The sequence below is a fragment of the Pseudovibrio sp. SCP20 genome, from assembly GCF_057774105.1.
Genome location: NZ_JBYMDH010000004.1, coordinates 189,814 through 213,021, shown reverse-complemented (window position 1 = coordinate 213,021; position 23,208 = coordinate 189,814). Strand labels below are relative to the sequence as shown.

Annotated in this window: 18 protein-coding genes and 1 riboswitch; of the genes, 6 read left to right on the top strand and 12 right to left on the bottom strand. The window is 52.8% G+C overall.

Going from position 1 to position 23,208, the window contains the following annotated elements:
- Positions 1 to 16: 16 nt before the first annotated feature.
- Entirely contained in the window at positions 17 to 961 is a 945-nt protein-coding gene (locus AC3CB2_RS16780; protein ID WP_352934580.1) for a DMT family transporter, read from the bottom strand.
- A complete protein-coding gene (locus AC3CB2_RS16775; RefSeq protein ID WP_425328960.1) occupies positions 961 to 1,932 on the bottom strand; it encodes a glutathione S-transferase family protein in 972 nt (323 codons plus the stop codon). The genes AC3CB2_RS16780 and AC3CB2_RS16775 overlap by 1 nt, the downstream gene beginning before the upstream one ends.
- A 115-nt stretch (positions 1,933 to 2,047) precedes the next feature.
- Here AC3CB2_RS16775 and AC3CB2_RS16770 point away from each other — a divergent pair, with 115 nt between their 5' ends.
- Entirely contained in the window at positions 2,048 to 2,968 is a 921-nt protein-coding gene (locus AC3CB2_RS16770) for a LysR family transcriptional regulator (RefSeq protein WP_488390226.1), read from the top strand.
- Between the two features lie 119 nt (positions 2,969 to 3,087).
- On the opposite strand, the gene AC3CB2_RS16765 is transcribed toward AC3CB2_RS16770, so the two are convergent.
- The 3 genes from AC3CB2_RS16765 to AC3CB2_RS16755 form a co-directional block, all read right to left on the bottom strand.
- A complete protein-coding gene (locus tag AC3CB2_RS16765) occupies positions 3,088 to 3,399 on the bottom strand; it encodes a hypothetical protein (protein ID WP_014284901.1) in 312 nt (103 codons plus the stop codon).
- Between the two features lie 246 nt (positions 3,400 to 3,645).
- Positions 3,646 to 4,860 carry an HlyD family secretion protein gene (locus AC3CB2_RS16760; RefSeq protein ID WP_008552385.1) on the bottom strand — a complete coding sequence of 405 codons (1,215 nt, stop codon included), beginning with the start codon at positions 4,858 to 4,860 and terminating at the stop codon, positions 3,646 to 3,648.
- Entirely contained in the window at positions 4,857 to 5,237 is a 381-nt protein-coding gene (locus AC3CB2_RS16755) for a hypothetical protein (RefSeq protein ID WP_352934574.1), read from the bottom strand. Before AC3CB2_RS16755 ends, AC3CB2_RS16760 begins: the two co-directional genes overlap by 4 nt.
- Before the next feature lie 192 nt (positions 5,238 to 5,429).
- Here AC3CB2_RS16755 and AC3CB2_RS16750 point away from each other — a divergent pair, with 192 nt between their 5' ends.
- A complete protein-coding gene (locus AC3CB2_RS16750) occupies positions 5,430 to 6,437 on the top strand; it encodes a helix-turn-helix domain-containing protein (RefSeq protein WP_352934572.1) in 1,008 nt (335 codons plus the stop codon).
- Between the two features lie 14 nt (positions 6,438 to 6,451).
- Here the strand turns inward: AC3CB2_RS16750 and AC3CB2_RS16745 are convergent, their stop codons facing one another.
- The 4 genes from AC3CB2_RS16745 to thiB all read right to left on the bottom strand — a co-directional run bounded on the left by AC3CB2_RS16745 (position 6,452) and on the right by thiB (position 10,786).
- Positions 6,452 to 7,432 (bottom strand): glutathione S-transferase family protein, encoded by a 981-nt coding sequence (locus AC3CB2_RS16745; RefSeq protein ID WP_352934570.1) that lies wholly within the window; start codon positions 7,430 to 7,432, stop codon positions 6,452 to 6,454.
- 159 nt (positions 7,433 to 7,591) lie between these two features.
- A complete protein-coding gene (locus tag AC3CB2_RS16740; RefSeq protein WP_352934567.1) occupies positions 7,592 to 8,284 on the bottom strand; it encodes a thiamine ABC transporter ATP-binding protein in 693 nt (230 codons plus the stop codon).
- On the bottom strand, positions 8,271 to 9,818 hold the full coding sequence (locus AC3CB2_RS16735) for a thiamine/thiamine pyrophosphate ABC transporter permease ThiP (RefSeq protein WP_352934564.1): 1,548 nt from the start codon (positions 9,816 to 9,818) through the stop codon (positions 8,271 to 8,273). The genes AC3CB2_RS16740 and AC3CB2_RS16735 overlap by 14 nt, the downstream gene beginning before the upstream one ends.
- Positions 9,794 to 10,786 carry a thiamine ABC transporter substrate binding subunit gene (gene thiB / locus AC3CB2_RS16730; protein ID WP_425328956.1) on the bottom strand — a complete coding sequence of 331 codons (993 nt, stop codon included), beginning with the start codon at positions 10,784 to 10,786 and terminating at the stop codon, positions 9,794 to 9,796. Before thiB ends, AC3CB2_RS16735 begins: the two co-directional genes overlap by 25 nt.
- Positions 10,787 to 10,807: 21 nt before the next feature.
- A riboswitch (TPP riboswitch) is annotated at positions 10,808 to 10,914 on the bottom strand.
- A 252-nt stretch (positions 10,915 to 11,166) separates the two neighbouring features.
- On the opposite strand from thiB, the gene AC3CB2_RS16725 reads away from it, so the two are divergent.
- The 4 genes from AC3CB2_RS16725 to cueR all read left to right on the top strand — a co-directional run bounded on the left by AC3CB2_RS16725 (position 11,167) and on the right by cueR (position 18,882).
- The gene (locus AC3CB2_RS16725) at positions 11,167 to 12,675 is read left to right on the top strand and encodes an efflux RND transporter periplasmic adaptor subunit (protein ID WP_352934559.1); all 1,509 of its coding nucleotides are present in this window, start codon (positions 11,167 to 11,169) and stop codon (positions 12,673 to 12,675) included.
- Complete coding sequence (locus AC3CB2_RS16720) at positions 12,672 to 15,854, top strand: efflux RND transporter permease subunit (RefSeq protein ID WP_352934557.1); 3,183 nt, start codon at positions 12,672 to 12,674, stop codon at positions 15,852 to 15,854. Before AC3CB2_RS16725 ends, AC3CB2_RS16720 begins: the two co-directional genes overlap by 4 nt.
- 155 nt (positions 15,855 to 16,009) lie before the next feature.
- Entirely contained in the window at positions 16,010 to 18,469 is a 2,460-nt protein-coding gene (locus tag AC3CB2_RS16715) for a heavy metal translocating P-type ATPase (protein ID WP_352934555.1), read from the top strand.
- Positions 18,470 to 18,486: 17 nt separating this feature from the next.
- The gene (cueR, locus tag AC3CB2_RS16710; RefSeq protein WP_352934553.1) at positions 18,487 to 18,882 is read left to right on the top strand and encodes a Cu(I)-responsive transcriptional regulator; all 396 of its coding nucleotides are present in this window, start codon (positions 18,487 to 18,489) and stop codon (positions 18,880 to 18,882) included.
- Positions 18,883 to 19,053: 171 nt separating this feature from the next.
- On the opposite strand, the gene AC3CB2_RS16705 is transcribed toward cueR, so the two are convergent.
- From AC3CB2_RS16705 to AC3CB2_RS16695, 3 genes are all read right to left on the bottom strand, one after another.
- Positions 19,054 to 20,499, bottom strand: coding sequence for a carbon starvation CstA family protein (locus AC3CB2_RS16705; RefSeq protein WP_352934551.1), 1,446 nt, complete (start codon positions 20,497 to 20,499; stop codon positions 19,054 to 19,056).
- A 181-nt stretch (positions 20,500 to 20,680) separates the two neighbouring features.
- Positions 20,681 to 21,391 (bottom strand): two-component system response regulator BtsR, encoded by a 711-nt coding sequence (btsR, locus tag AC3CB2_RS16700; protein ID WP_352934549.1) that lies wholly within the window; start codon positions 21,389 to 21,391, stop codon positions 20,681 to 20,683.
- On the bottom strand, positions 21,388 to 23,070 hold the full coding sequence (locus tag AC3CB2_RS16695; RefSeq protein WP_352934546.1) for a LytS/YhcK type 5TM receptor domain-containing protein: 1,683 nt from the start codon (positions 23,068 to 23,070) through the stop codon (positions 21,388 to 21,390). Before AC3CB2_RS16695 ends, btsR begins: the two co-directional genes overlap by 4 nt.
- Positions 23,071 to 23,208 lie beyond the last annotated feature (138 nt).

Sequence of the window (23,208 nt, the reverse complement as noted above, 5' to 3'; positions counted from 1 at the left end):
CTCAGGGGAGCGGGGATTATCTGTTGTGTTGGGAGTTTGAACTGGGGAGCGATGGCAGTTGAAGATGCCCATTTGTTAAGGCAAGGCCGACAAACAGAACCGCAATGGCGACAAAGATGACTGGGCTGATTGGCTCTGCGAACACTAGAGCAGCAACAAGAACGCCAGATATCGTCGCGAAGTAGCCGACCTGACTGAAACCGACGCTGTCTGTCCTGTCTTGAATGAAGAAGGTCAGCGCATAGCTGCCAGCAGTGAGCAAACCGATGCCCAACACAATCCACCAAACAGCGGCCATAGGTCCGGCAGCCGCGGCAGGATCATTGATCAAAAGCAAAGCTGGCAACAGCAACAGCACTTGGGAGAACATGGTGCCACTGGCAACGCCTATAGATGTAGTATCTCGTGGATAGGCCTTGTTGCGATAGATATTGGCAATCGCCAGCGACAATGGCATTGCAGCGCCAAACAGGATCCATATCGGATCGAACTGTCCTTCCTGTACGCTACTAAAAGTCACGAGGCTGATACCAGCAAGCCCGATAGTGATGCCCAGCAAACGCTGGGGGGCGATCAGCTTCCGCTCTAGCAGAGATGTCAGGCCGGCAGTGATCAAAGGTGACAAAGTAACCAGAACAGTCAGCAACCAGGCAGGAATATACTTCAACACCCAATAAGCTATCAGCGTTGGCACCGTGATCCCGAGGAAGCCATTCAGGATGTAGTACTTAATGTGTTTGAGTCTGAAGGAAAGCCGCTCTCGCTTCAATCGAAGAAGAAGATATAGAAACAAACCTGCCAATAGAAGTTGCGCTAAGGTTGCGCTCAACGCAGTCACGCCAGCCTGGGTGACAAGCTTCGCGCTGGCATAGTTCACACCCACCAGTACACCGATCAGGATGATGTAACCAGTTGGGTTCTTTTGTTTATCAGTCTGTGAAGAAATCGCGTTACCTGTCATTAGGCCGCTCCTTTCTGATAGACGCCGACATGTTCACGACCATGAGGCTTGCTTAGGTCGACTTGCGGGCCTATCGAAACAATGCCGTTAGGATTCAAATGAAGATGGCTGCGGAAGTAGTGTTCCCGCATGCGTTGGAAGTTCACCGTCCCTGCGATACCCGGGATCTGATAAAGCTCTCGCAGATAGGGACTGAGATTGGTGAAATCTGAAAGGCGCTTCAGATCAGTTTTGAAATGCGTGACATACACCGCATCAAAGCGAATGAGCGTGACAAACAGTTTCCAGTCGACCTCAGTCAATCTTGCGCCGAGCAAGTATCTCTGTCGTTCCAAACGCTGATCAAGAACATTAAGAGCGTCAAACAGATCACGAACGGCTTCATCATAAGCTGCCTGAGTTGAGGCAAATCCCGCCTTGTAAACTCCTGAATTCACATGTGTTTGGATGTAATCGGCAAGCTGATCAATTTGGCCTGTCAGCTCGGCAGGATAAAAGTCAGCAGATGAGCCTGCGAAAGCACCAAAGGATCTGTTCAACATCCGCATAATGTCAGCAGAGTTATTGCTGACAATCTGGCCCGTTTTCTTGTCAATCAGAAGCGGAACGCTGATAGGACCAGTGTAGTTCGGATTAGCCCGTAAATAGGCTTCATAAAGAAATGTATCCTTTGGGACACCGGCGGTTTCATCAAACAAAGCTGGGTCAATCCGCCAGCCTGTATCATCCCGGAACGGATGCATCTCGCTGACAGATATAACATTTTCTAGTCCCATCAGAGCACGCATCACCATCACACGATGACACCAAGGGCACGCGTGAGAGGTGTAAAGATGATAGCGGTTTACCTCTGCTGGAAATGGAGCCGTGCTATCAGCCTCAATCCAGTTGCGGATGTCGCTGCCGAGCTGAGGGTGTTGTCCATCACTGCTCTTGGGTTTCTCCCGCAACTGCCCATCAATGAGCATCATAGTCATAACTGTGTCCTCTGCTTCTTTAGAGAACCTAGGACGTTTCCTGATTTGTGATAATCTGCTATTCGAGAAACTATTTGGTGAGAAAAAGAGAACGCTGAGGCTCAAACGAATGGATCAGATAAGCGCTTTACCTGTCTTCGTGATGGTCGTGGAACATCAAGGCTTTGCAGCCGCCGCACGTGAGCTAGGTGTTTCTAAATCGGCTGTCAGTAAGAGAATTACCCTTTTAGAAGAGCACCTTGGCGCACGTCTTCTCAATCGTTCAACCCGCAATGTCAGCCTGACGGAAGCAGGAGAACTCTATTATGCTCGTGCTGTCGATGCCCTGGAAGCCGCGAAGGAAGCTGAAAATGCTGTGGCCCAAATGCAGGGCAAGCCAAAGGGGCGGCTTAAAATCAATGTTCCCATGACCTTTGGCCGACTTCACATCGCGCCACTGATACCTAAGTTTCTGAAATTAAATCCAGAAATCAGCGTCGATATGATTATGGATGACCGAACAGTTGATCTGGTCGACGGCGGCTTTGATCTCGCCATCCGGGGAGGGCGCTTAAAGGATTCATCCCTCATAGCGCGAAAAATAGCTCCATGCCTCAATGTGTTAGCCGCATCTCCTCAGTACCTTGAGGAACATGGAACACCAGCAACGCCGCAAGACCTACAGGCCCACAACTGCCTGCACTATGCCTATTTTAGCGACCAGCATGAATGGACATTGGAAGGCCCAGAAAGGCAAATAAGAGTAGAAACTTCAGGTAATTACCAGGTCAACAATGGAGATGCTCTCACAACAGCAGTCCTCGGTGGCTGCGGTATCGGTCGCCTGACAACCTTCGTGGCAGGAGAGTACATAAGATCCGGAGCCCTGACCCAAGTCCTGCCTAACTACACTCTCCCAACCCAAACCATGTACGCCGTCTACCCCAACCGCAAATACCTCCCCACCAAAACCCGCGTCTTCATAGACTTCATCTCTGAACAAATCGGCAGCGACCGACCTTACTGGGATGAGGGAATCTTTGAAAAATAGCTGATGTACAATAGCAAATCTCAAGTACGAAAAAAGGCCTCTCGTTATGAGAGGCCTTTTGTGGTTGGGGTTCCATGATGTCAGGACGGTGGGATATCTGGGAGGGATGGTAATCTCCCTTATGGATTTACAACCACATAAACGGTTTTACCGTCTTCGGTGATGGCCTGATAATACGTGCCGCCGCAGTTGTAGTAGCCGTTGTATGGAGTACAGCCTGCGATGTTGTGGCGGCGGTTAACCCGGCGGGATGTGCGGCGTGCAGTCCGGCGAGCGGCGTTTTGTGAGGCAGTCTGTGCATTTGCTTCGCTCACTTTGAAGGAGATTGGTGAGATGGACTTGGTGCCAGGCTGAGACGGTCTTGGGTTATAATCAACTGTGTAACCAACGGAGAGGGCGACTGCTGCGATTGTCAGGGCTTTAACGTTCATTTTTCTTCTTCTTTTTGTTTGGGTGGTCCCGAGAGGCTCTCTGCGCTTTGGGGTTCTCTGCAAAGAACCTCTCGTTTGGGACCGTGGGTTTTGATGAAGAGAACGGGTTGCTCAGATTGCCAGTTAGGCTGCTCTCTTCTGTGATACTCCCGAGCGGAACCAGTCCGGATCCATGTCTGCTTGATCGGTTTGCTTTCCGTCTTCGGGAGAAACTTGATTGTTTTGAGTTTGTTAGCCTGCTTGCTCTTAGTGAGCAGATCCTGCCAGACCAATTCCCATCGCCAGGCCAAGCCATGCTTTGACACGTAGGCCAACTGCCTTGATAACGCCGAGGGCTGAGATCACGTGGGATGTAAAACCGCCTGCCATGTCACCTTTCAGGTCTGTTGTGTAGGCTTGCACAATGCATCCGCTGCCAGGAACCAGATACTTCTGGTGTTCGGGGTAGACCAGATCGAGGTGAGCGACGACTTGACCACGTTTTGCGCGTTCTCCCGGTTCCATCAGTCTTCCGGAAGGAGCCATCTGACCGGCGGAGATTGACTTCTGGATCCGTGTGATCCGTGCTGGCAGAACAGTGTGATACATTGCGATGTTGAAGTTGCTCTCACAAGCGATCTCAGCAGCCATGCCTTCGTAAAGTTCAGTGCGGGACACCTGGGAGAAACCTGCAACCACTCGGGAGCCTTCCTTCTGGGTCCGGTCCGGAATGATCACCATCGCCGGGGCCATCGCGGCCTGAGCAGCTCGTGCTCCAACATGCAGGGTAACTTGCTCAACCACGCCATCTACCAGACTGTAAACTCGTGTCTTTTTCAGTTCGATCTCGGCCTGCTCAAGAGTAGCCTTTGCGCTGGCCAGTTGAGATGGCAGTGTGGAGTACGCCTGCACTTTTGCCGCTTCCAGTTTTGCCTTTGCTGCTTTCACATCAGCAACGCTGGTGTCTCGCTGAGAGATGGCACGTTCCAATCGGGCACGCTGGAAGGCTGCGGAGTTTTTCATCTTGAGCTCTTCGTGATCAGCCAGTGTCATTTCAGCCTGATTGAGGCCAGTCTTGGCGGCATCCAAGGCTGCATCTGCTGTTTCCACTTCCAGATGCGCTGCTTTGATGGCGCTTTTGATTTCGTCAATCTTGCGGTTTGCATGATCAACCTTGGCCTGTTCCATCGCACTTTCCGTGCTGAACAGAGGGTCACCAACTTTGACGCGGTCGCCACCAGTTACGAAGACTTCGGTGACTGTTCCGCCGTTTTCAGCAACAACCGGAACCGTTTTGAAGGGCACGATGCCTGTGAACGACTTTGGGTAGTAGTAGAACACCGCAAAGAAGACGGCGAGAGCCATGAACACCCATAAAACCAAGGCATAATGCACGTTGTACAGGGTGACCGGGATCCCCTTCCAGCGCAGGTACCAGACCCGCAGGACGAAGGGAAAAGAAGTAACAAGAAGCTCAATCATTTTTCCGCCTCCTGCATCTTCGGGTTCCACCACAGCATGAAATCACGTGCGATTGCTGTGAGGATCAGCGCAGTTGGAAGCAAAATGCTGAAGTGAGACAAGGCTGGCATCACTTCATAAGCAAGGGCCACGGTCAGCATCACCGGCACTGTGGTGCGAAGCGGTGTTCCTTTTGCTTTGTGCTCCGCATAGCGGTCAAAGCGGGAGTAAAGATGCACGACCAAAAGAAAGGCCAGAAAGAAAACGACAATGCTGACAATGGAGTAACTGTCAGATTCTCCTGGTGGAACCCACCAGCGTGGTTCACCACCTGCCGCTGAGGCCTCAGTGGTGAATGCGCCCATTACCATGACGCTTGAAAGGATGATCGACTTCACGGTGAATGTCCTTTGCTTCGTTTAGAAAGCTACCGTCCTAGGCAGCACCGTTTGTTGATGTTCGTAAATTAACGTATGAGCAAAGGACGTTCTTTAGAGTTCTGGTCATCGGTTTTTGATTTCTGGACATTTGAGAGGCTAATCGACGCAAAGAACGTCGAAGCGCCCCTCTCAAACAGAGTGGAAGTCGCCATGACACGCATCAGCGCCTATCGATTGCGCCATGCAGCTCAGGTTTATGGGCAAGAACCCGCCGCCGCTTTGGGCTTTGATAAAATTCTCGAAGCTGTCGGCGTTGCACCCGACGTTTTGACGGATGCCAATGGACGGGTTGATCTGCAGCGCGAAGCTGCGGCACTGGAAACAGCCTGCGATGCCTTGCAAGATCCAACCTTCGCCGCACGCGCCGGTTTAGCCTCTCCGGGGGCAAAGACATTGCTGGCATACTTGGCGCAGGCCAGTGACAATGTGGGGCAAGTGTTTCGGTTCGCGCAGCGCTTTTATGCGCTGGAAGATCCTGACCTGAGTTTTGAGCTGGATGGCGATGAACATCACCCGACCATATGCCTGAAGAGTGATATCATCGGCGCCCATCAGTTTCCAAGACACCGGGAGTTTCTGGTGTTTGGCCTGCTCAAACGCACGGAACAGATTGCTGGTCCCGGTTTCGGGCAGATGTCTGTGCTGCTGGAGTGTGATGACACCGATCACTGCGCAACACTGGCAGAACTGGCCGGATGCGAAGTCTCTTCAGCACAAAAGGCCAGTGGCATTCAGTTGCCAGAAGGTGGTTTCGACTTTCCAATAGCCACCTCAGATGCCGCTCTGCGCGATCACCTTCTCAAACATGGCGAAGAACGGCTCAGCCAGATGCCGAAGAGCCGAACCGGTATGTCTGCCAAAGTGATCAAGCTCGTCCGCTCCCGTTTGCCCGGCAACTTGCCAAGTGGGGATGAGGTGGCCGAAGAACTGTGCGTGACCCGCAGAACGCTGACACGCAAGCTTTCCGAAGAGGGTACCAACTTCAAGTCGCTGGTTGAAACAGCGCGCTGCGATCTGGCCAAGCGCCTGCTGGTTGGAACCGACAGCATCGCTCAAGTCGCCTTTCTCCTCGACTTCGCCGATCAAGCCGCCTTCTCCGTCGCCTTCAAACGCTGGACCGGCGCAACCCCCGCGGTGTTTCGGAAGTCGAAGTTGTAGCACGCGCTTGTTCCTTACCCCAACTTTGCCCTGTCATGGGGATGGCTGTAGTCAACCTCTGGTCCAACCGGTACTATGCCTGTTGGGTTTATTGTTGCGTGGCTGGTGTAGTAGTGGGCTTTGATGTGGTGGAGATTGACGGTTTCGGCGATACCCGGTTGTTGGTAGAGATCTCGAAGGTAACCGGATAAGTTCGGGTAATCCTGTATCCGCCGCAGATTGCATTTGAAGTGTCCCACATAGACAGGATCAAAACGTACCAGCGTTGTAAACAATCGCCAGTCAGCCTCGGTTATTGCTGCGCCAGTCAAGTACCGATGTTTCGCAAGCTTACTTTCGAGCCAGTCCAGCGTCTCGAACAAAGGATACAAAGCTTCTTCATAGGCGGCTTGTGTTGTTGCAAACCCGGCTTTGTAAACGCCATTGTTGACTGTGGTGTAGATACGGTCATTCAATGCATCGATTTCGGTTCTCAGAGCTTTAGGATAGTAATCGCCTGATTTCGCTCCGACACCATCAAAAGCTGAGTTGAACATCCGAATAATCTCGGAGGATTCGTTGGAGACAATCGTATTGTTCTCTTTGTCCCAAAGGACAGGGACTGTCACACGGCCTGAGTAGTCTGATTGAGCTGCAGTATAGACCTGATACATGAACTCGGCATGGTTGATGATATCCGGTTGAACGCCTTCCCCTTCTTCGAAGGTCCATCCATTCTCGGCCATATGCCAATGGACGACGGACAATGAAATCATATCCTCAAGGCCTTTGAGGCTCCGAAAGATTAGAGTTCTGTGAGCCCATGGGCACGCGAGTGAAACATAGAGGTGATAACGACCCGCTTCTGCTCTGAACCCACCGGTCCCATTGGGGCCAGATTGACCATCTGCGGTGACCCAGTTTCGAAACTGAGATGCTTTGCGCTCAAATCGCCCACCCGCTTTAGAGGTGTCATACCAACGATCAACCCAGCGTCCATCCTGAAGCAAACCCATGATTTAAACCTCTTTCCAGTTGAAAAACCAAAGCGTAGCGCACACAAAACCGGAACTCAGTCCGGACCGTACACGTACTGTTTGAGAGATAAAATCAGAAATACCAAAAGGACGCCAATCACGCTTTTGCGTGCGGCTGATGAGCTCCAGAACGAAGAACTACCCCAAATACTCCTTCAAGGCCGGTGGAGGATTGTCCAGGAGTTGTGTGGTTTCGGCAGGGGGATGGACGGTGCCGCCTGCAACCAGCATGGCTTGGTTGGTTATGCGGCGGGCATCTTGTGGATCGTGGCTGACCATCAGGAGGGTGGTGCCTGTCTCTGCTGCTAGCTCTGCAACCAGATCCAGCATTTCGGCCTTTAAGGCTGGGCCAAGTGCGGCGAAGGGTTCATCAAGCAAGAGTAAGTCGCGGTGTTGCACGAGTACGCGGGCAAGCGCAACGCGGCTTTGTTGGCCGCCAGACAGTTCAGCGGGTTTGCGCGTTCCCATCCCGGCAAGGCCAACCCGCTCCAGCGCAGCAGCGACCTGAGCGTGCTCTGTTTTTGAGAGTTTGCCGCTTGGACGCAGACCAAGTGCTGCGTTCTGCTCAGCTGTGAGGTGAGGAAAGAGGTTGCCATCCTGAAACAACATCGCGATTGGGCGTTTGCCCGGGGCCAGTTCTGTCAGATCCTGCCCCTTCCATGAGACGTGCCCCATAGAGATCTGGCGGAAACCGGCAATCGCTTCCAGCAGGGTCGATTTGCCTGCGCCTGATGGGCCAATCACGGCAACACTGCTGCCAGCTTCTATGCTGACATCTGCGTGCAGCTGAAAGGCGCCATTGGCGATTACGCAAGACTCAAGCTTCAGCATGCCAGCGTCCTCCTCGGTCTAAGAGCCAGAATAAAGACATGGACAACACCAGCAACAACAGGGCTCCACCTGCCGCCGCTTCCATCTTGTAAGCCCCCATGAGGCGATAGATCTGCAAAGGCAGAGTTGCAATCTCCGGGTCAGCGAAAAGAGCAATCACACCCAGATCGCCCATGGAAAGCGCGGCAGCAAGGCCAGCAGCAAAGCCAATCTGTGGCCTCATGCGCGGAATAAAGACACGCGTGAAGAACACCCAGCCTTCCATGTTCAAAGATAACGCCAGACGTCCATGACGGGACACAGTATCTTTCGCAGCCGGAACCAGAATGCGCAGGGCGAACGGCAGGGCCATGGCTGCATTGACCAGCGCGGTGACAGGTAATGCAAGATCTGTTGGGTTTGCCCAAGGGCGGATGATGATGAACAGCCCTGTACCGATCACCAGTGGAGAGGCTGCAAGGCCAAGGATGCCTGCAAGTTCCACCGTGCCGGGCTTTCTAACAGCAATTGCTGCAGCCATCGGTAATGCAAGCAGCAACAGAATGAAGGTGCTGACTGAGGCCACTCCAACCGAGATCAATGCAGATTTGATCACCAAGAACGGCAGAGAAAGAAGACCTGTGACACCAGAAAGCGCAACAGCGCTGAGTGGCAGAAGCAGGAAGACAGCAGCAAGTATGATCCAGAAGCTATCGATGACAGGCGTACCGCCATCCCAGCGTTGAATGGCTCTGTCCAATCCCGCACCAAAGCCTTCGCCTCGTGAAAGCTTCAGAGCTGCAAAGGCTGCTGCCGCTGTCAGCGCCAATTGCAGGGCAGAGAGCAGAGCGGCGCGCCCAAGGTCAAAATCATAGGTAAAGGCCTGATAAATCGCCAGCTCTATCGTTGTCGCGCGGGGACCTCCGCCAAGAGTAAGTGCAACGGCAAAACTGGTGAGACAAATGGCAAAAATTACGGCTAGTGCGCCGGGTAAAATGCGTTTGAGCATGGGAAGCTCGATCAGGCGGAACAAAGACCAGCCGTCGCACCCCAACTGAGCCGCAAGGCGAAAACGCTCCGACGGCACCTCTTGCCACCCCTGCAATATGAGGCGCGTTGCTAGCGGTAGATTGAAGAACACATGAGCCAGTACAACACCATGCAAGCCATAGATACGGATGGGAGATGCGCCGAAGTAAACCAATACCTCTGAGATCCAGCCGGAACGTCCAAAAACCTGCAGTAAGCCAAGAATGGCAACAATAACCGGAAGGATGAACGGGGCGCCTAGCAAGGCGATCAACAGGCTGCGGCCTTTAAACCTGCGGCGTGCCAGCGCGCGTGCAACAGGCACCGCCAACCCCACGCTGATCAAGGCTGAAAGCACGGCTTGGGTGAGCGTAAACTTAAGTGCCGCCCAGTCTGAAGAAGAAAACCCATGCCCGGCTTCAGCACGCAGCGCAACAGCAGCCAGCGTGCCAAGAATGAGTGCCGCGACGAGCAATGCCGCGGCAACTCCGGGAAGCGAGCTTACTGGCTGAGCGCTTCGAGCCATTCCGGCAGAGCCTCACGTCGTGCAGCAACTGCGTCTTCAGGTGCAAGCAGCAAAGCCTTTTCAGGTGTTTGCAAGGTTTCGAAACCTGCTGGAAGACCGCTTGCAGGCGTAACTGCAGGGTACATCCAGTTGGTTGTTGGGATGATGCTCTGGAAAGCGTCAGAAACCATGAAGTTCAGGAACTTATCCGCCAGCTCCGGCTGGTCGGTGCCCGCGAGTTTCGCTGCCACTTCCACCTGCATGTAGTGGCCTTCATCAAACGCCGCGGTGGTTTTGCTGTCATCTTCCTCAGTAATCAGATGATAAGCCGGAGACGTGGTGTAGCTGAGCACCATCTCTGCTTCCCCATCAAGGAAGAGACCATAGGCTTCAGACCAGCCTTTGGTAACAGTCACGATATTATCGGAAAGCCCTGCCCAGATATCCGCAGCTTCATCACCATAAGCAGATTTTACCCAAAGCAGCAGGCCAAGGCCCGGAGTGGAAGAGCGTGGATCTTGAATGAGGATCTTGGTGTCACTCTCGGCCAGCTCGCGGAAACTAGAAGGAACCGTTGCGCCCTTTTTATGCACGAATGCGAAGTAGCCCCAGTCATAAGGCACAAAGGTCTCATCTGCCCAGTCCACCGGCAGTGTGTACTTCGCGTCAACTGAATGCGGTGCAAACAGACTAGTCTTTTTGGCTGTTTCAATCAGGTTGGTATCCAACCCCAGAACAACATCTGCATCCGTGTTGTTGCCTTCAAGACGAAGGCGGGAAAGCAACGCTGCGCCATCTTCAACACCAACAAGGTTCAGATCACACTCGCAGATCGCTTCAAAGGCTTCTTCCACTTTAGGGCCCGGGCCCCAGTCGGAAACGAAGCTGTCATAGGTGTAAACGGTGAGTTCAGGTTTTTCGGCAGCCATTGCCGATGTTGCAGTGAGTAATCCCGCAGCAATTAACAGATGTTTCAAGTCATCCTCCATTGCGGCGAGAGGGCAAGGATGGATGAAACCGGTACCCTTCCCTCCGCCGGTTCTAGCCGGTTCAGGTTCAACGGGTTCACCAATCTGGCATCTCAGCACGACAAAAGCGCGCACCCCGAGGTCAAGCGGTTCTTAACTGGAAAAGAAGAGCAGTGCAACTGTAAGCAGCAAATTGAAGAGCTAACAAAATTGGGGTTAACGAGAACACTTGACCTTCCAGTAACTGGAACGATTATGATGTTCGGCTCTAGGCTGTTTTGTGCTGTTTTATGTCAGCGAAAAGCGGCGTAATGGTGTGGACTTGGAGTGGCGTTGGTGTTTTCGGATGCTGGCGGATGACTTCAGGTTGGACCGGTGATTGGTAGAGCAGGACAGGACCGATGCGTAGTAAGTACGCAGTTGTGGTTGGGTTTGCGGTTGTTGCGAGTGTCTCGGCTGGGCTTGGGATTTTTCTTGGAAGTTCAATGGATTGGACTTCGGGAAGTTCTGGTGCCACGGACAAAGAGATTCTGTATTGGGTTGCGCCTATGGACCCGAACTTCCGGCGCGATGAACCCGGTAAGTCCCCCATGGGTATGGATCTCATCCCTGTTTATGCTGGCGAGGAAGCTCAGCCAAACGGGACTGGAGTGACGCTTTCACCGAGTGTCATCAATACGATTGGTGTCCGTACAGCGATTGCCAGTGTGGAGCCGATTTCTCAGAAAATCGAAAGCGTTGGCTTTGTTGGCTATGATGAGCACCGTTCCAGTCAGGTTCATCTGCGGACCGAAGGATGGATCCAGAAGCTCAATATACGCGCCGTTGGTGATCCCGTTGAAAAGGGTGATCTGCTCTTCACCGTCTACGCGCCGGAAGTGACGGTTGCCAGTGCTGACCTGATCAGGGCAGTGCGAAGAGGTGATCAAGCTGCTGAACAAAACATCCGTATCCAGCTTCAAAACTATGGTATTGATCCAGCACAGATTGATCAGATGGCCCGGGCCAGCAAGCCCGCGGATGTCTTCAAGGTTTTTGCGCCTCAATCCGGTGTGGTGACCACACTGGAAGCTGCGGATGGCATGTATCTGCAGCCAGATTCCATCGCTTTGACGCTTGCAGATCTCTCTTCTGTCTGGCTGATGGTGGATGTGTTTGAGCAAGATATTGCCCGGCTAAGCCCAAACAGTGAAGTGCTGGCCAGCTTTGAACATCTTCCCGGTAAAGTGTTGGATGGACGGATTGACTACATCTATCCGGAGCTGGACTCAGTCACTCGTACTCTGCCTGTTCGCCTGCATTTCGATAACTCAAAGGGCTTTTTACGTCCTAACATGTTTGGCCGTGTCACGATCATTCCTTCCGAAACACGAAATGCGATCACCATTCCCACCAGCGCATTGATCCGCACAGGTATGTCTGAACGGGTAATCCTGCAAACGGAGGAAGGCACCTTTCAGCCACGTATTGTAACACCCGGTTTGACTGGTAGTTTTGGTGAAGGCAGCCGGACGGAGATCCTGCAAGGTCTGCAGCCTGGCGATGAAGTTGTCACTTCAGCGCAGTTCCTGATCGACAGTGAAAGCTCTCTCTCTGCTGGAATGGAACGGATGTCGCTGGCGCAAGGTGCTCCCATCTGGTCTGAAGGGACTGTTACCCGCGTTGACCCGGAGGCCAACACTATCACTATCCGTCACGCGGCGATCAACGAGCTAGACTGGCCAAAGATGGAAACCACTTTTGCGGTTCGTGGCAATCTGGACGAGTTTGATGTGTCTGCGAACAAGCAAATTGAGTTTGCTATCACGCGAGGCTCAGACAAACGCTTCAGCCTTGTCGAGATGCGCGAGAGTGGAGAAAAGCTCTCCAAATCAGCACCAGCTGAACCGGTGGGGGCCGATGACAAATGATTGGCTCCATAATCCGTGCTTCCATCAAGAACCGTGTGATCGTTCTGATGGCTGCGGTGATGTTGACACTTGGCGGTATCTGGGCACTGAAGGAAACACCCGTTGATGCGATCCCGGACCTTTCCGATGTTCAGGTGATCATCAAGACCCCTTATGACGGTCAGGCACCTCAGGTTATTGAAGATCAGGTAACCTATCCAATCGCCACTGCCATGTTGTCCGTGCCGGATGTGATCGATGTGCGCGGGTTCTCGTTTTATGGCGATTCCTACGTTTACGTGGTGTTCAAAGACAGCACCGATCTTTACTGGGCGCGCAGTCGGGTGCTGGAATATCTGGCTCAGGTGGGCGCCAAACTGCCGGATGGTGTAACGCCTGAACTTGGACCGGATGCAACGGGTGTAGGCTGGATCTATCAGTATGCGCTGATCGACCGAACCGGCAATCATGATCTGGCGCAACTCCGATCCTTGCAGGATTGGTGGCTGAAGTTTGAGCTTCAAACCGTCAGTGGGGTTTCTGAAGTGGCAACCATTGGCGGCATGGTCAAGCAGTATCAGGTTGTTGCTGATCCCAATAAACTGCGTGCCTATGGAGTGACACTGCCAGAGCTGATGAGCACGATTGAGAACGCAAACCGTGAGACCAGCGGTAGCGTTATCGAGATGGCAGAGGCAGAGTATATGGTCCGCGCCACTGGTTATATTCAGTCCATTGAAGACCTGAAGCAAATTCCGATCAAAGTGAATGAACGGGGTGCGGCTCTTACGCTTGAGGATGTGGCCGAAATTCGCCTCGGTCCGCAAATGCGTCGAGGCGTGGCAGACTTGAATGGTGAGGGTGACTCTGTCGGAGCCGTCGTGATTATGCGCTGGGGTGAGAATCCGCTGCGCACCATTGAGGGTGTGACGGCTAAACTGAATGAGCTGAAGCCCAACTTGCCGGAAGGTGTTGAGATTGTAACCACTTATGATCGCTCCGGCGTGATTGAACGGGCCATTGATAACCTGACCCAAAAGCTTACCGAAGAGTTTCTGGTGGTGGTTCTGGTCTGTGCGATCTTCCTGCTGCATCTCAGATCATCATTGGTGATCCTGATCTCACTGCCACTTGGTATTCTGACGGCACTGCTCGTGATGCGATTGCAGGGCGTGAACGCCAATATCATGTCACTCGGCGGAATCGCCATTGCGATTGGAGCCATGGTGGATGCGGCGATTGTGATGATCGAAGCCATGCACCGACGGCTAGAGAAGGAACCAGACCCCGACAAGAACCGCTGGAAAGTGGTTGCTGAGTGCTGCTCAGAGGTTGGGCCAGCATTGTTCTACTCGCTTGCGATTATCACCATCAGCTTCCTGCCGGTATTTGTACTGGAAGCGCAGGAAGGACGTTTATTCAAACCGCTGGCTTTCACCAAGACCTATGCCATGGCAGCGGCAACGATTTTGAGTATTACTCTGGTACCAGTGCTGATGGGTTACTTCGTGCGTGGGCGCATTCACCCTGAGGCTAAGAACCCGGTGAACCGTTTCTGCATTGCCCTGTACCGGCCAGCCCTTTCGCTGGTCATCACGTGGCCAAAGACAACAATCGTGTTTGCGCTGGTTCTGGTGGCCTCTATTCTTGTGCCGCTGAACAGGATTGGAACGGAGTTCATGCCGGAGCTGAAGGAAGGTGACTTCCTTTACATGCCCTCGCTTTACACCGGTGTTTCCATCGGCAAGGCACGGGAAGTGCTACAGCAAACTGACCGCATGATCATGCAGGTGCCTGAAGTGCAAACGGTCCATGGCAAGCTGGGGCGCGCTGAAACCGCAACGGACCCAGCGCCCTTGACCATGTTTGAAACCACTATTCAGCTGAAACCGCAGGACCAGTGGCGAGAAGGTATGACACTTGAAAAGATACGGCAGGAACTGGACAAGTCCGTGCAGGTGCCTGGCCTGACCAACGTTTGGATTCAGCCCATCAAGAACCGCATCGATATGCTGGCGACGGGCATGAAAACACCGGTGGGCGTGAAGGTCTCCGGGCCTGACTTGCAGGTCATTCAGGACATCTCAGTAGAGATCGAAGGTCTCGTCAAAGGTGTAGAGGGGACGCTGTCGGCTTATGCGGAACGCCCCAAAGGCGCACGGTTTATCGAGATTGATATCAACCGAAATGCGGCTGCCCGTTATATGCTGAATATCAAGGACGTTCAGGATGTGGTGCAAACTGCAATTGGCGGTATGGATATTTCTGAGAGTGTTGAAGGGCTGGAGCGTTACCCCATCAACGTGCGCTATCCGCAGGATTGGCGCAGTACACCAGAACAACTGGAGAAACTGCCGGTTGTGACGCCGTCTGGCGCTCACATTCCACTTGGTGCTGTATCTGACGTGAAGATCGTCGACGGCCCGGGTATGATCCGTTCCGAAAACGCACGGCCAACAGGGTTTGTGTTCATTGATATCGTGGGCCGTGATCTGGGTGGCTACGTGAGTGAAGCCCAGCAACTGGTTGCCTCGAATGTGAAAGTCCCGGCTGGCTACTCAATCACCTGGTCAGGGCAGTATGAGTACATCGAGCGGGTGCAAGAACGTTTGCAGCTGGTCGCACCAGTTACACTTCTGATTATTACGCTGATGTTGTTCCTTGCCTTCAACCGGGTAGGAGAAGTCGCGATCATTCTCACTTCCCTGCCAATCGCGCTTACCGGCGGCATCTGGTTTGTCTACGCTTTGGGCTTTGACCTGTCAGTTGCAGTATTGGTGGGCTTTATTGCGCTTGCTGGTGTGGCCGTGGAAACAGCCATTGTGATGCTGCTTTATCTCAACCTCTCCTGGGACAAGCGCATCGAGACGGCTCAGGCGACACATCAGCAGCTGACCACTAAAGACATAATGGAGTCTGTTGTCGAAGGAGCTTTGTTGCGGTTACGCCCCAAAGTGATGACAGTCGCAGCCATCTTCGCAGGCCTGATTCCCATCATGCTTGGCAGTGCTACGGGTTCAGAGATCATGAAGCGGATCGCAGCTCCAATGGTGGGCGGGATGATCACCGCAACGCTGCTTACGCTTTTTGTTATCCCGGCAATCTATGTGCTTTGGAAGAAGGCACGATTGGCTGCCTTGAATAAGAGAATAGAAGCAGCGCCCATCTCTGATGAGCCAATAAAAACAAAGGGTAAGTGAGAGAGTTCCACCTCCCTCACTGAATACTGCTGCCAGGAAAAGGTCGACCTTCAAAGGTGATCAAACTCTTTCCATCTAATTGTAGTTTTCTTGCTTGACCTTCCAGTGACTGGAAGCCTTAGAGTGCGCTCAAGAGACAATGAAATGGTGAAGTTATGTCCCACAGTTCAACACTGAAAATGCAAGTTGAAGGCATGAATTGCGCCTCTTGCGTCGGTCGTGTCGAGAAAGCTCTTAAGAACATCTCGGGTGTTATCAATGCTTCCGTCAATCTGGCGACAGAGAGCGTGCAGGTAAACTATGATGACAGCCTCACACCCAAGGATGTGGCGAATGCGCTAAAAGAGGCTGGCTACCCAGCCGTTTCAGAAAGCATCACATTTGGTGTCTCCAACCTGAACTGCGCTTCCTGCGTTGGCCGCGCTGAAAAGGCGCTGAGAGCTGGTGACGGTGTTCTGGAAGCGAATGTCAACTTGGCCACCGAGAGTGCAACCGTTCGTTATGCCGTGGGCGCAACAACACCAACCACTATTGCTGAACTCGTCACAGCCGTAGGCTATCCAGCCACACTGGAAAAGACGGAGCCGACTGAGACTGCTCACCGTAAAACCGATGAAATCCGTCAGCTCAAAAACAAGACGCTTCTGGCTGCTGTGCTGGCTCTTCCGGTCTTCCTCATTGAGATGGGTAGCCACTTCATCCCAGGCATTCATATGCTTGTTGCGGATACGCTTGGCATGCAGAACAGCTACTATCTGCAGTTTATCCTGACCACGGTTGTGCTGTTCGGGCCAGGCCGTCAATTTTACACCAAAGGCTTTCCATCTCTCTTCAAAGGTGCTCCAGATATGAACTCTCTGGTGGCGCTGGGAACAGCTGCCGCCTATGTATTCTCTCTGGTGTCAACCTTCACACCTCAGGTGCTTCCGGCTGGAACGGTCAACGTTTACTATGAAGCCGCGGCCGTAATTGTCGTGCTCATTCTTCTGGGTCGTTTTCTGGAAGCCCGCGCCAAAGGGCGAACAGGGGAAGCTATTCAAAAACTCATCGGCATGCAGGCCAAAACTGCCCGCGTTGAACGCAATGGCGTGGTAAGCGAAGTTCCTATCGAAGAGATCATCGTTGGAGATGTCATTCAGGTCCGTCCCGGTGAGAAAATTGCGGTCGATGGCACTGTTGTCTCCGGTTCTTCGTTTGTCGATGAGAGCATGATCACCGGTGAACCGATCCCAGTAGAGAAGGCATCTGGTGATGAAGTTGTAGGTGCGACGATCAACGGCACAGGTGCGCTCAGCGTGCAGGCCAGTAAAGTGGGCAATGACACGGTTCTTTCCCAGATCATTCAGATGGTGGAACAGGCGCAAGGCGCAAAGCTGCCAATTCAGGGACTGGTTGATAAAATCACGTCCTGGTTCGTTCCAGCAGTTATCACCATCGCGATCCTAACTGTTGGTGTCTGGTTCCTGTTTGGCCCTGACCCAGCCCTTAGCCTGGCGCTGGTGGCAGGTGTTGCCGTGCTGATCATTGCATGTCCTTGTGCCATGGGCCTTGCAACGCCAACCTCCATCATGGTCGGTACAGGCCGCGCTGCAGAACTCGGAGTTCTGTTCCGCAAAGGTGACGCCCTGCAGATGCTTCAGGAAACCGGCGTGGTTGCATTGGACAAGACCGGTACCCTGACCGCTGGTCATCCGGAACTGACTGACATCATTCTGCGTGATGGCCTTGAAGAGAACGATGTCTTGCGGCTGGTTGCTGCCGTGGAGCAGAACTCAGAACACCCAATCGCAAAAGCAATTGTTCAAGCTGCTGAGGAGCGCGATATCACCTTGCCTAAACCTGAGAGTTTCAACTCCCTGACAGGCTTCGGTGTAAGTGCAGTGGTTCAGGGCCGTGACGTTCTTGTTGGTGCAGATCGCTTGATGGAACGTGAAAACATCTCGCTGGAACAGCTCTCTGTTGAAGGCACAGTTCTTGCAACTCGGGGCAAAACCCCGCTTTATGTTGCACTTGATGGCGAAATTGCTGCAGTGATTGCTGTGGCAGACCCCATCAAACAAACAACACCAGATGCAATCAAAGCCCTGCATGCTTTGGGCCTCAAGGTGGTGATGATCACGGGTGATAACCAGAAAACCGCCAATGCCATTGCAAATGAACTGGGTATCGACAGCGTGGTTGCTGAGGTTCTGCCTGATGGCAAAGTGCGCGCGCTGGAAGATCTGCGCAAGAACGCCGCTGGCAAGCTGGCCTTTGTCGGAGATGGCATCAATGATGCCCCAGCCCTGGCTGCTGCCGATGTAGGCATCGCAATTGGCACAGGCACCGACGTCGCTATTGAGGCAGCTGATGTTGTGCTGATGGCCGGTGATCTGAACGGTGTGGTCAATGCCTTCCATATCAGCCAGCAGACCATGCGCAACATCCGTCAGAACCTGTTCTGGGCCTTCAGCTATAACACCCTGCTGATCCCGGTGGCTGCAGGTGTGCTATACCCATTTGGTGGGCCACTGCTGTCTCCTGTTCTGGCCGCCGGTGCCATGGCACTGTCCAGCGTGTTTGTCTTGACCAACGCTTTGCGGTTACGCTGGATCAAAGCGGCCACCACGCACTGATAAGGGATGAGACTACTATGAATATTGGCGAAGTAGCAGAACGCTCCGGCATCCCGACCAAGACAATTCGTTACTACGAAGACATTGGCTTCCTTCATCCCAAACGGAATGAAAACGGGTACCGCATCTTTGAAGACACCGAGCTTCACAAGCTGACATTCATTGGCCGTGCCCGCTCCCTAGGCTTCAACATCGAAGAGTGCCGGGCCTTACTGGCACTCTATGAAGACAAAGACCGCGGCAGTGCAGATGTGAAAAAAATCGCGCAGCAACACGTACAGGAAATCGAAGACAAAATCGCCGACCTCATCGCAATGCGCGACACCCTAACCCACCTCATCAACGCCTGCGCCGGCGACCACCGCCCCGATTGTCCGATCCTGGATAACCTGAGTGACGGGAAGAGGGAGTAGGGGAGGTAAAAAGAACTGAACATTTTCAGTAATTTACCTCTTTCGAAGTATTAAACTATGCTTGTCTAACTAGTTATAAGTTCGCCGAGTTTAAGTTGATGAAACACAACAAAAACAGCGCAAAGACTGGGGTCTTTGCGCTGTTTTGTGGCTTGGGCGAGAGGAGGGGAGTTACTCGCCAGGCTCAAGCATGTCTTCGTGATCGACGACCTTGCCTTTCACCTTCATCCAGACTGCTGAAGCAACTAGCAGTGCAGTGATGATGCCGCCGATGGTGGAGACCGTCATTGGTAGACCGAAACCAAGTTTGCTGGAGTTCAGAATGAACGTCACAACTACGGTGGTCATGAAGGTTGCAGGAATGGTGCAGATCCAGTGCAGCTTGTTGTGGCGCAGCAGGTAAGCAGCTGCGGTCCACAGCATCAGAGCAGCGGTCGCCTGGTTGGCAACGCCGAAGTAACGCCAGATCACACCGAAATCGACCTGAGTGAGAATAGCGCCGCCAACGAACAATGGCAGAGCCAGCATCAGGCGCTTAGGCAGTTTTGTCTGTGGCATGTTGAACAGTTCTGCAAGGATCAGACGGGCTGAGCGGAATGCGGTATCACCGGAAGTGATCGGCAGGACAATCACACCGAGCACGGCGAGGAAACCGCCAAAAGCACCCAGAAGACCGTTAGACGCCTCATACACGAGGTTTGCAGGGTTACCACCCATGCCTTCGGCAAGGCCTTCAACACCGCCGAAGAATGAAAGCGCAATTGCACACCAGATGATTGCAATAACACCTTCACCAATCATCGCACCGTAGAATACGAAACGACCGTTTTGCTCGTTTTCCATACAACGCGCCATCAGAGGAGACTGTGTGGCGTGGAATCCGGAGATTGCACCACAGGCAATGGTGATGAACAGAGCTGGCCACAGAGGCATGTCATTCGGGTTCAGGTTCTGGAAGAAGTCTCCAGCTTCAACGCCCGGCAGCATGGAATGCTCGCTGGAAACCATCAGAGCAACAGTCAGGCCGATGGACATGAAGAGCAATAGCGCGCCGAAGAATGGGTAGAAGCGACCAATGATCTTGTCGACTGGAACGATGGTCGCGACCAGATAGTAAGCGAAGATACAAACCAGGAAGATGGTGACATCAACGCCAGTCAGGCGACCCAGCAGGCCAGCTGGAGCAGACACGAACACAACACCAACGAGCAGCAGCAGAACAATCGCGAAAATGTTCATGAAGTGCTTTGCGCCGTTGCCAAGGTACTTACCAGCCAGGTTTGGAACAGATTGCCCCTTGTTACGAACGGACAGCATACCGGAGAAGTAATCGTGTACAGCACCTGCGAAGATGCAGCCGAAAACGATCCAGAGCATAGCTGCTGGACCATAAAGAGCACCAAGGACCGGCCCAAAAATTGGGCCAACACCTGCAATGTTCAGCAGCTGAACCAGATAGACTTTCTTGGTGGACATAGGCACATAATCGACACCGTCAGTATGTGCGTGGGCAGGTGTCTGGCGAGACGGCTTAATCCCGAAAACCTTCTCGACAAACATGCCATAGATAAAATAGCCGCCAAACAGCAGGCCAATACTCAAGAGAAACCAGGACATCTTTCTTCCTCCACAAATCTCTGGGAGCGATTAGACTGGTTTCAAGAGGTAGATGCTGAGGTTTCAGCTAAGCGGCAGCAGAGGCCGGGTGAGCGGCATTTAAGACAAATAAGCGGTTAACCGGAATGCAAAAGCTTCACGCAAAATTGAACTGAAGCTTAAGCTAAGTGTATATACGCACTCATGAATATCCGAAATGTTGCTTCAGGCTCTTAAGGTAGCGGCGTGAAACTGGGATCTTGGTTCCGCTGTGCGTCACCACTTCAGCTCCGGTCTCTTGTAGTACAATTTCTGAGATTGCATCCGGTGAGACAAGGTACTGGCGGTGACAACGAGCCAAAGAGGTACGCTGCTCCAACACTTTCAAAGTCAGATGGGTATGCACATAACACTCAGCGGTCGCCACATGGATGCCAGATAAGTCGCTGAAGACATACTCAACAGCATGAACCGGAACAACCTTGAGCTTGTTACCCAGATAGCAAGGCAGGTGCTGCAGCTCCTGCGGGATAATCTCTTCCATCAATTGCGGGCGCAGATCAGAACGCACACGGCCTAGTGTTTTGGCCAGCCGCTCTTCTTCGATGGGCTTCAGTAGGTAATCGAAAGCATGATGCTCAAAGGCTTTGATCGCATACTCGTCATAAGCCGTGGAGAAGACGATACGCGGCATGGTTTCCGGATCCAGCATACCAATCATTTCCATGCCGGAGATCCGTGGCATCTGAATGTCCAGAAACACCAGTTGCGGCTTGTGTTTGTTGATGAAACCGAGCGCATCAATAGCATTGCTGCATTCGCCCGTAACCTCAATGTCATCGGCTTTGGAAAGCAAATCTTTCAGTTCTTCGCGGGCATATGGTTCATCATCAACAATCAGACAGCTAATCATTGGGCCGCCTCCAGAACAGGTGCGGGAAGATGGATGGAAACCCTGGTAAAAGCCTCTTCTTCCCATTCAATATGCAAGCCAAACTCCTCACCCCATTGTTTCTTCAGGCGTTTATCGACCAATGTCACGCCCAGCCCTTCGCGATTTTTGGGTGGAATGTAGAGCCCGGCGTCGTCTTCCACCTGCAGCTCCGCTTGTCCATCAACCAAAGCACCACTTATGCGAACACGGCCACCTTCAACGCTCTGTGAAATGCCATGCTTGATGGCGTTTTCGATAAGGGGCTGAAGAGTGAATGCAGGGATTTTGAGGGATAGCAGTTCGGTGGGAACGTCCACCTCAACTGCTAGCTTGTCAGGAAAGCGCGCTTTCTCAATCGCCAGATAAGCATCCACATGATCCAGCTCTTCGCCCAAAGTGACAAGGCCCGAGGTACGCTTCAGGTTGATGCGCAGAAACTTGGAGAGTTGCAACAGCAGCTCACGCGCCTTCTCTGCATCTCGTTTGGTGATGATCGCAATCGTGTTGAGCGTGTTAAACAGGAAGTGCGGGTTCACCTGTGCCTGCAAAAGCTTCAGCTCTGCACGGGTCAATAGGCTCTGCTTCTCTTCCAGTTCACCATAAAGGATCTGGTTGGATAGTAACTTGGCGATCCCTTCGCCCAGTGTGCGGTTGATGTTGAGGAACAGCTTATTCTTCTGCTCGTAGAGCTTGATTGTTCCAATCACTTCCGTATCGCTGTGCAGCGGGATAACAAGGCATGAGCCCAACTTGCAGCTCGGCGATAGGGAACAACCATAAGGCTCTTCAACCCCATCCGCGTACATCACCTTGTTCTGCTCAATAGCATCCAGCGTCAGCCGGGAGGATATTTCCGTTCCCGGTTTGTGATGGTCAGATCCAATACCGATAAAGGCAAGCAGTTTGGTCCGGTCTGTAATGGCCACCGCACCCACATTGGTCTCGTCCTTGACGATCTGTGCAACTTTGCTGCCAGAGACTTCATTAAGCCCTTTCGCCAACACGCCAACACATCGCTCCGCAATCTTCAGCGCCTGACTCGAAAACGCTGAGGACAGCTTGTCGAACATGGTCTTCTGATCACGCACAATGCTCATGAAGAAGGCTGCACCGAGAGAGTTCACGAGCAGCATGGGCGGAGCAATCTGTTCCACAAGCGCCAAAGCCTGATCAAATGGGCGTGCTACAATCAGGATGATCAGCATCTGCACGACCTCAGCCACAAAGGTGAGCCCAAATACAAACATCGGACGGAACAACAAAGCGCGCTTGTTATGCGTGCGCAGGTAAAAGGCTGTCATGCCAGCCAGCAAACCTTCAGAGGTTGTAGAGATCGTGCAGGCGAGATCCGTGAATCCGCCAAATCCATAGCGATGCAAACCACCTGTGAGCCCAATCAGGAAGCCTGTAACCGGCCCCCCCAACAGACCGCCCAAAACCGCACCCATGGCACGCGTGTTGGCAATGGCACCATCAACCTGCTCACCAAATGTTGTTGCAATCACGCAAAAACCGGAGAACACAAGGTAGATGAGAACCTTGTGCGGTAGGCGAGGAGCGTCTTCAGTGAAGATCTTAAACAGCGGCGTTTTGCTGACCATGTAAACGATCACCAAATACACACACATTTGCTGCAGCAGATGAAGAATAAGTGCCATTTGCGGGCTTTATTATTGTTTGTTGGATGCGCCCCGAAGTGTACCGCGAAGCCCTAAGATTTCAATCCACCTACCAAACCCAGCCCCCAAACGCACGAGTTTTCTAAAATTTTGATATATTTGAGGTATTTTACATAC

Coding starts and splice junctions, on each gene's coding strand:
- AC3CB2_RS16780 (WP_352934580.1), bottom strand. CDS start 961: ATGACAGGTAACGCGATTTCTTCACAGACTGATAAACAAAAGAACCCA.
- AC3CB2_RS16775 (WP_425328960.1), bottom strand. CDS start 1,932: ATGATGCTCATTGATGGGCAGTTGCGGGAGAAACCCAAGAGCAGTGAT.
- AC3CB2_RS16770 (WP_488390226.1), top strand. CDS start 2,048: ATGGATCAGATAAGCGCTTTACCTGTCTTCGTGATGGTCGTGGAACAT.
- AC3CB2_RS16765 (WP_014284901.1), bottom strand. CDS start 3,399: ATGAACGTTAAAGCCCTGACAATCGCAGCAGTCGCCCTCTCCGTTGGT.
- AC3CB2_RS16760 (WP_008552385.1), bottom strand. CDS start 4,860: ATGATTGAGCTTCTTGTTACTTCTTTTCCCTTCGTCCTGCGGGTCTGG.
- AC3CB2_RS16750 (WP_352934572.1), top strand. CDS start 5,430: ATGACACGCATCAGCGCCTATCGATTGCGCCATGCAGCTCAGGTTTAT.
- AC3CB2_RS16745 (WP_352934570.1), bottom strand. CDS start 7,432: ATGGGTTTGCTTCAGGATGGACGCTGGGTTGATCGTTGGTATGACACC.
- AC3CB2_RS16740 (WP_352934567.1), bottom strand. CDS start 8,284: ATGCTGAAGCTTGAGTCTTGCGTAATCGCCAATGGCGCCTTTCAGCTG.
- AC3CB2_RS16735 (WP_352934564.1), bottom strand. CDS start 9,818: ATGGCTCGAAGCGCTCAGCCAGTAAGCTCGCTTCCCGGAGTTGCCGCG.
- thiB (WP_425328956.1), bottom strand. CDS start 10,786: ATGGAGGATGACTTGAAACATCTGTTAATTGCTGCGGGATTACTCACT.
- AC3CB2_RS16725 (WP_352934559.1), top strand. CDS start 11,167: ATGCGTAGTAAGTACGCAGTTGTGGTTGGGTTTGCGGTTGTTGCGAGT.
- AC3CB2_RS16720 (WP_352934557.1), top strand. CDS start 12,672: ATGATTGGCTCCATAATCCGTGCTTCCATCAAGAACCGTGTGATCGTT.
- AC3CB2_RS16715 (WP_352934555.1), top strand. CDS start 16,010: ATGTCCCACAGTTCAACACTGAAAATGCAAGTTGAAGGCATGAATTGC.
- cueR (WP_352934553.1), top strand. CDS start 18,487: ATGAATATTGGCGAAGTAGCAGAACGCTCCGGCATCCCGACCAAGACA.
- AC3CB2_RS16705 (WP_352934551.1), bottom strand. CDS start 20,499: ATGTCCTGGTTTCTCTTGAGTATTGGCCTGCTGTTTGGCGGCTATTTT.
- btsR (WP_352934549.1), bottom strand. CDS start 21,391: ATGATTAGCTGTCTGATTGTTGATGATGAACCATATGCCCGCGAAGAA.
- AC3CB2_RS16695 (WP_352934546.1), bottom strand. CDS start 23,070: ATGGCACTTATTCTTCATCTGCTGCAGCAAATGTGTGTGTATTTGGTG.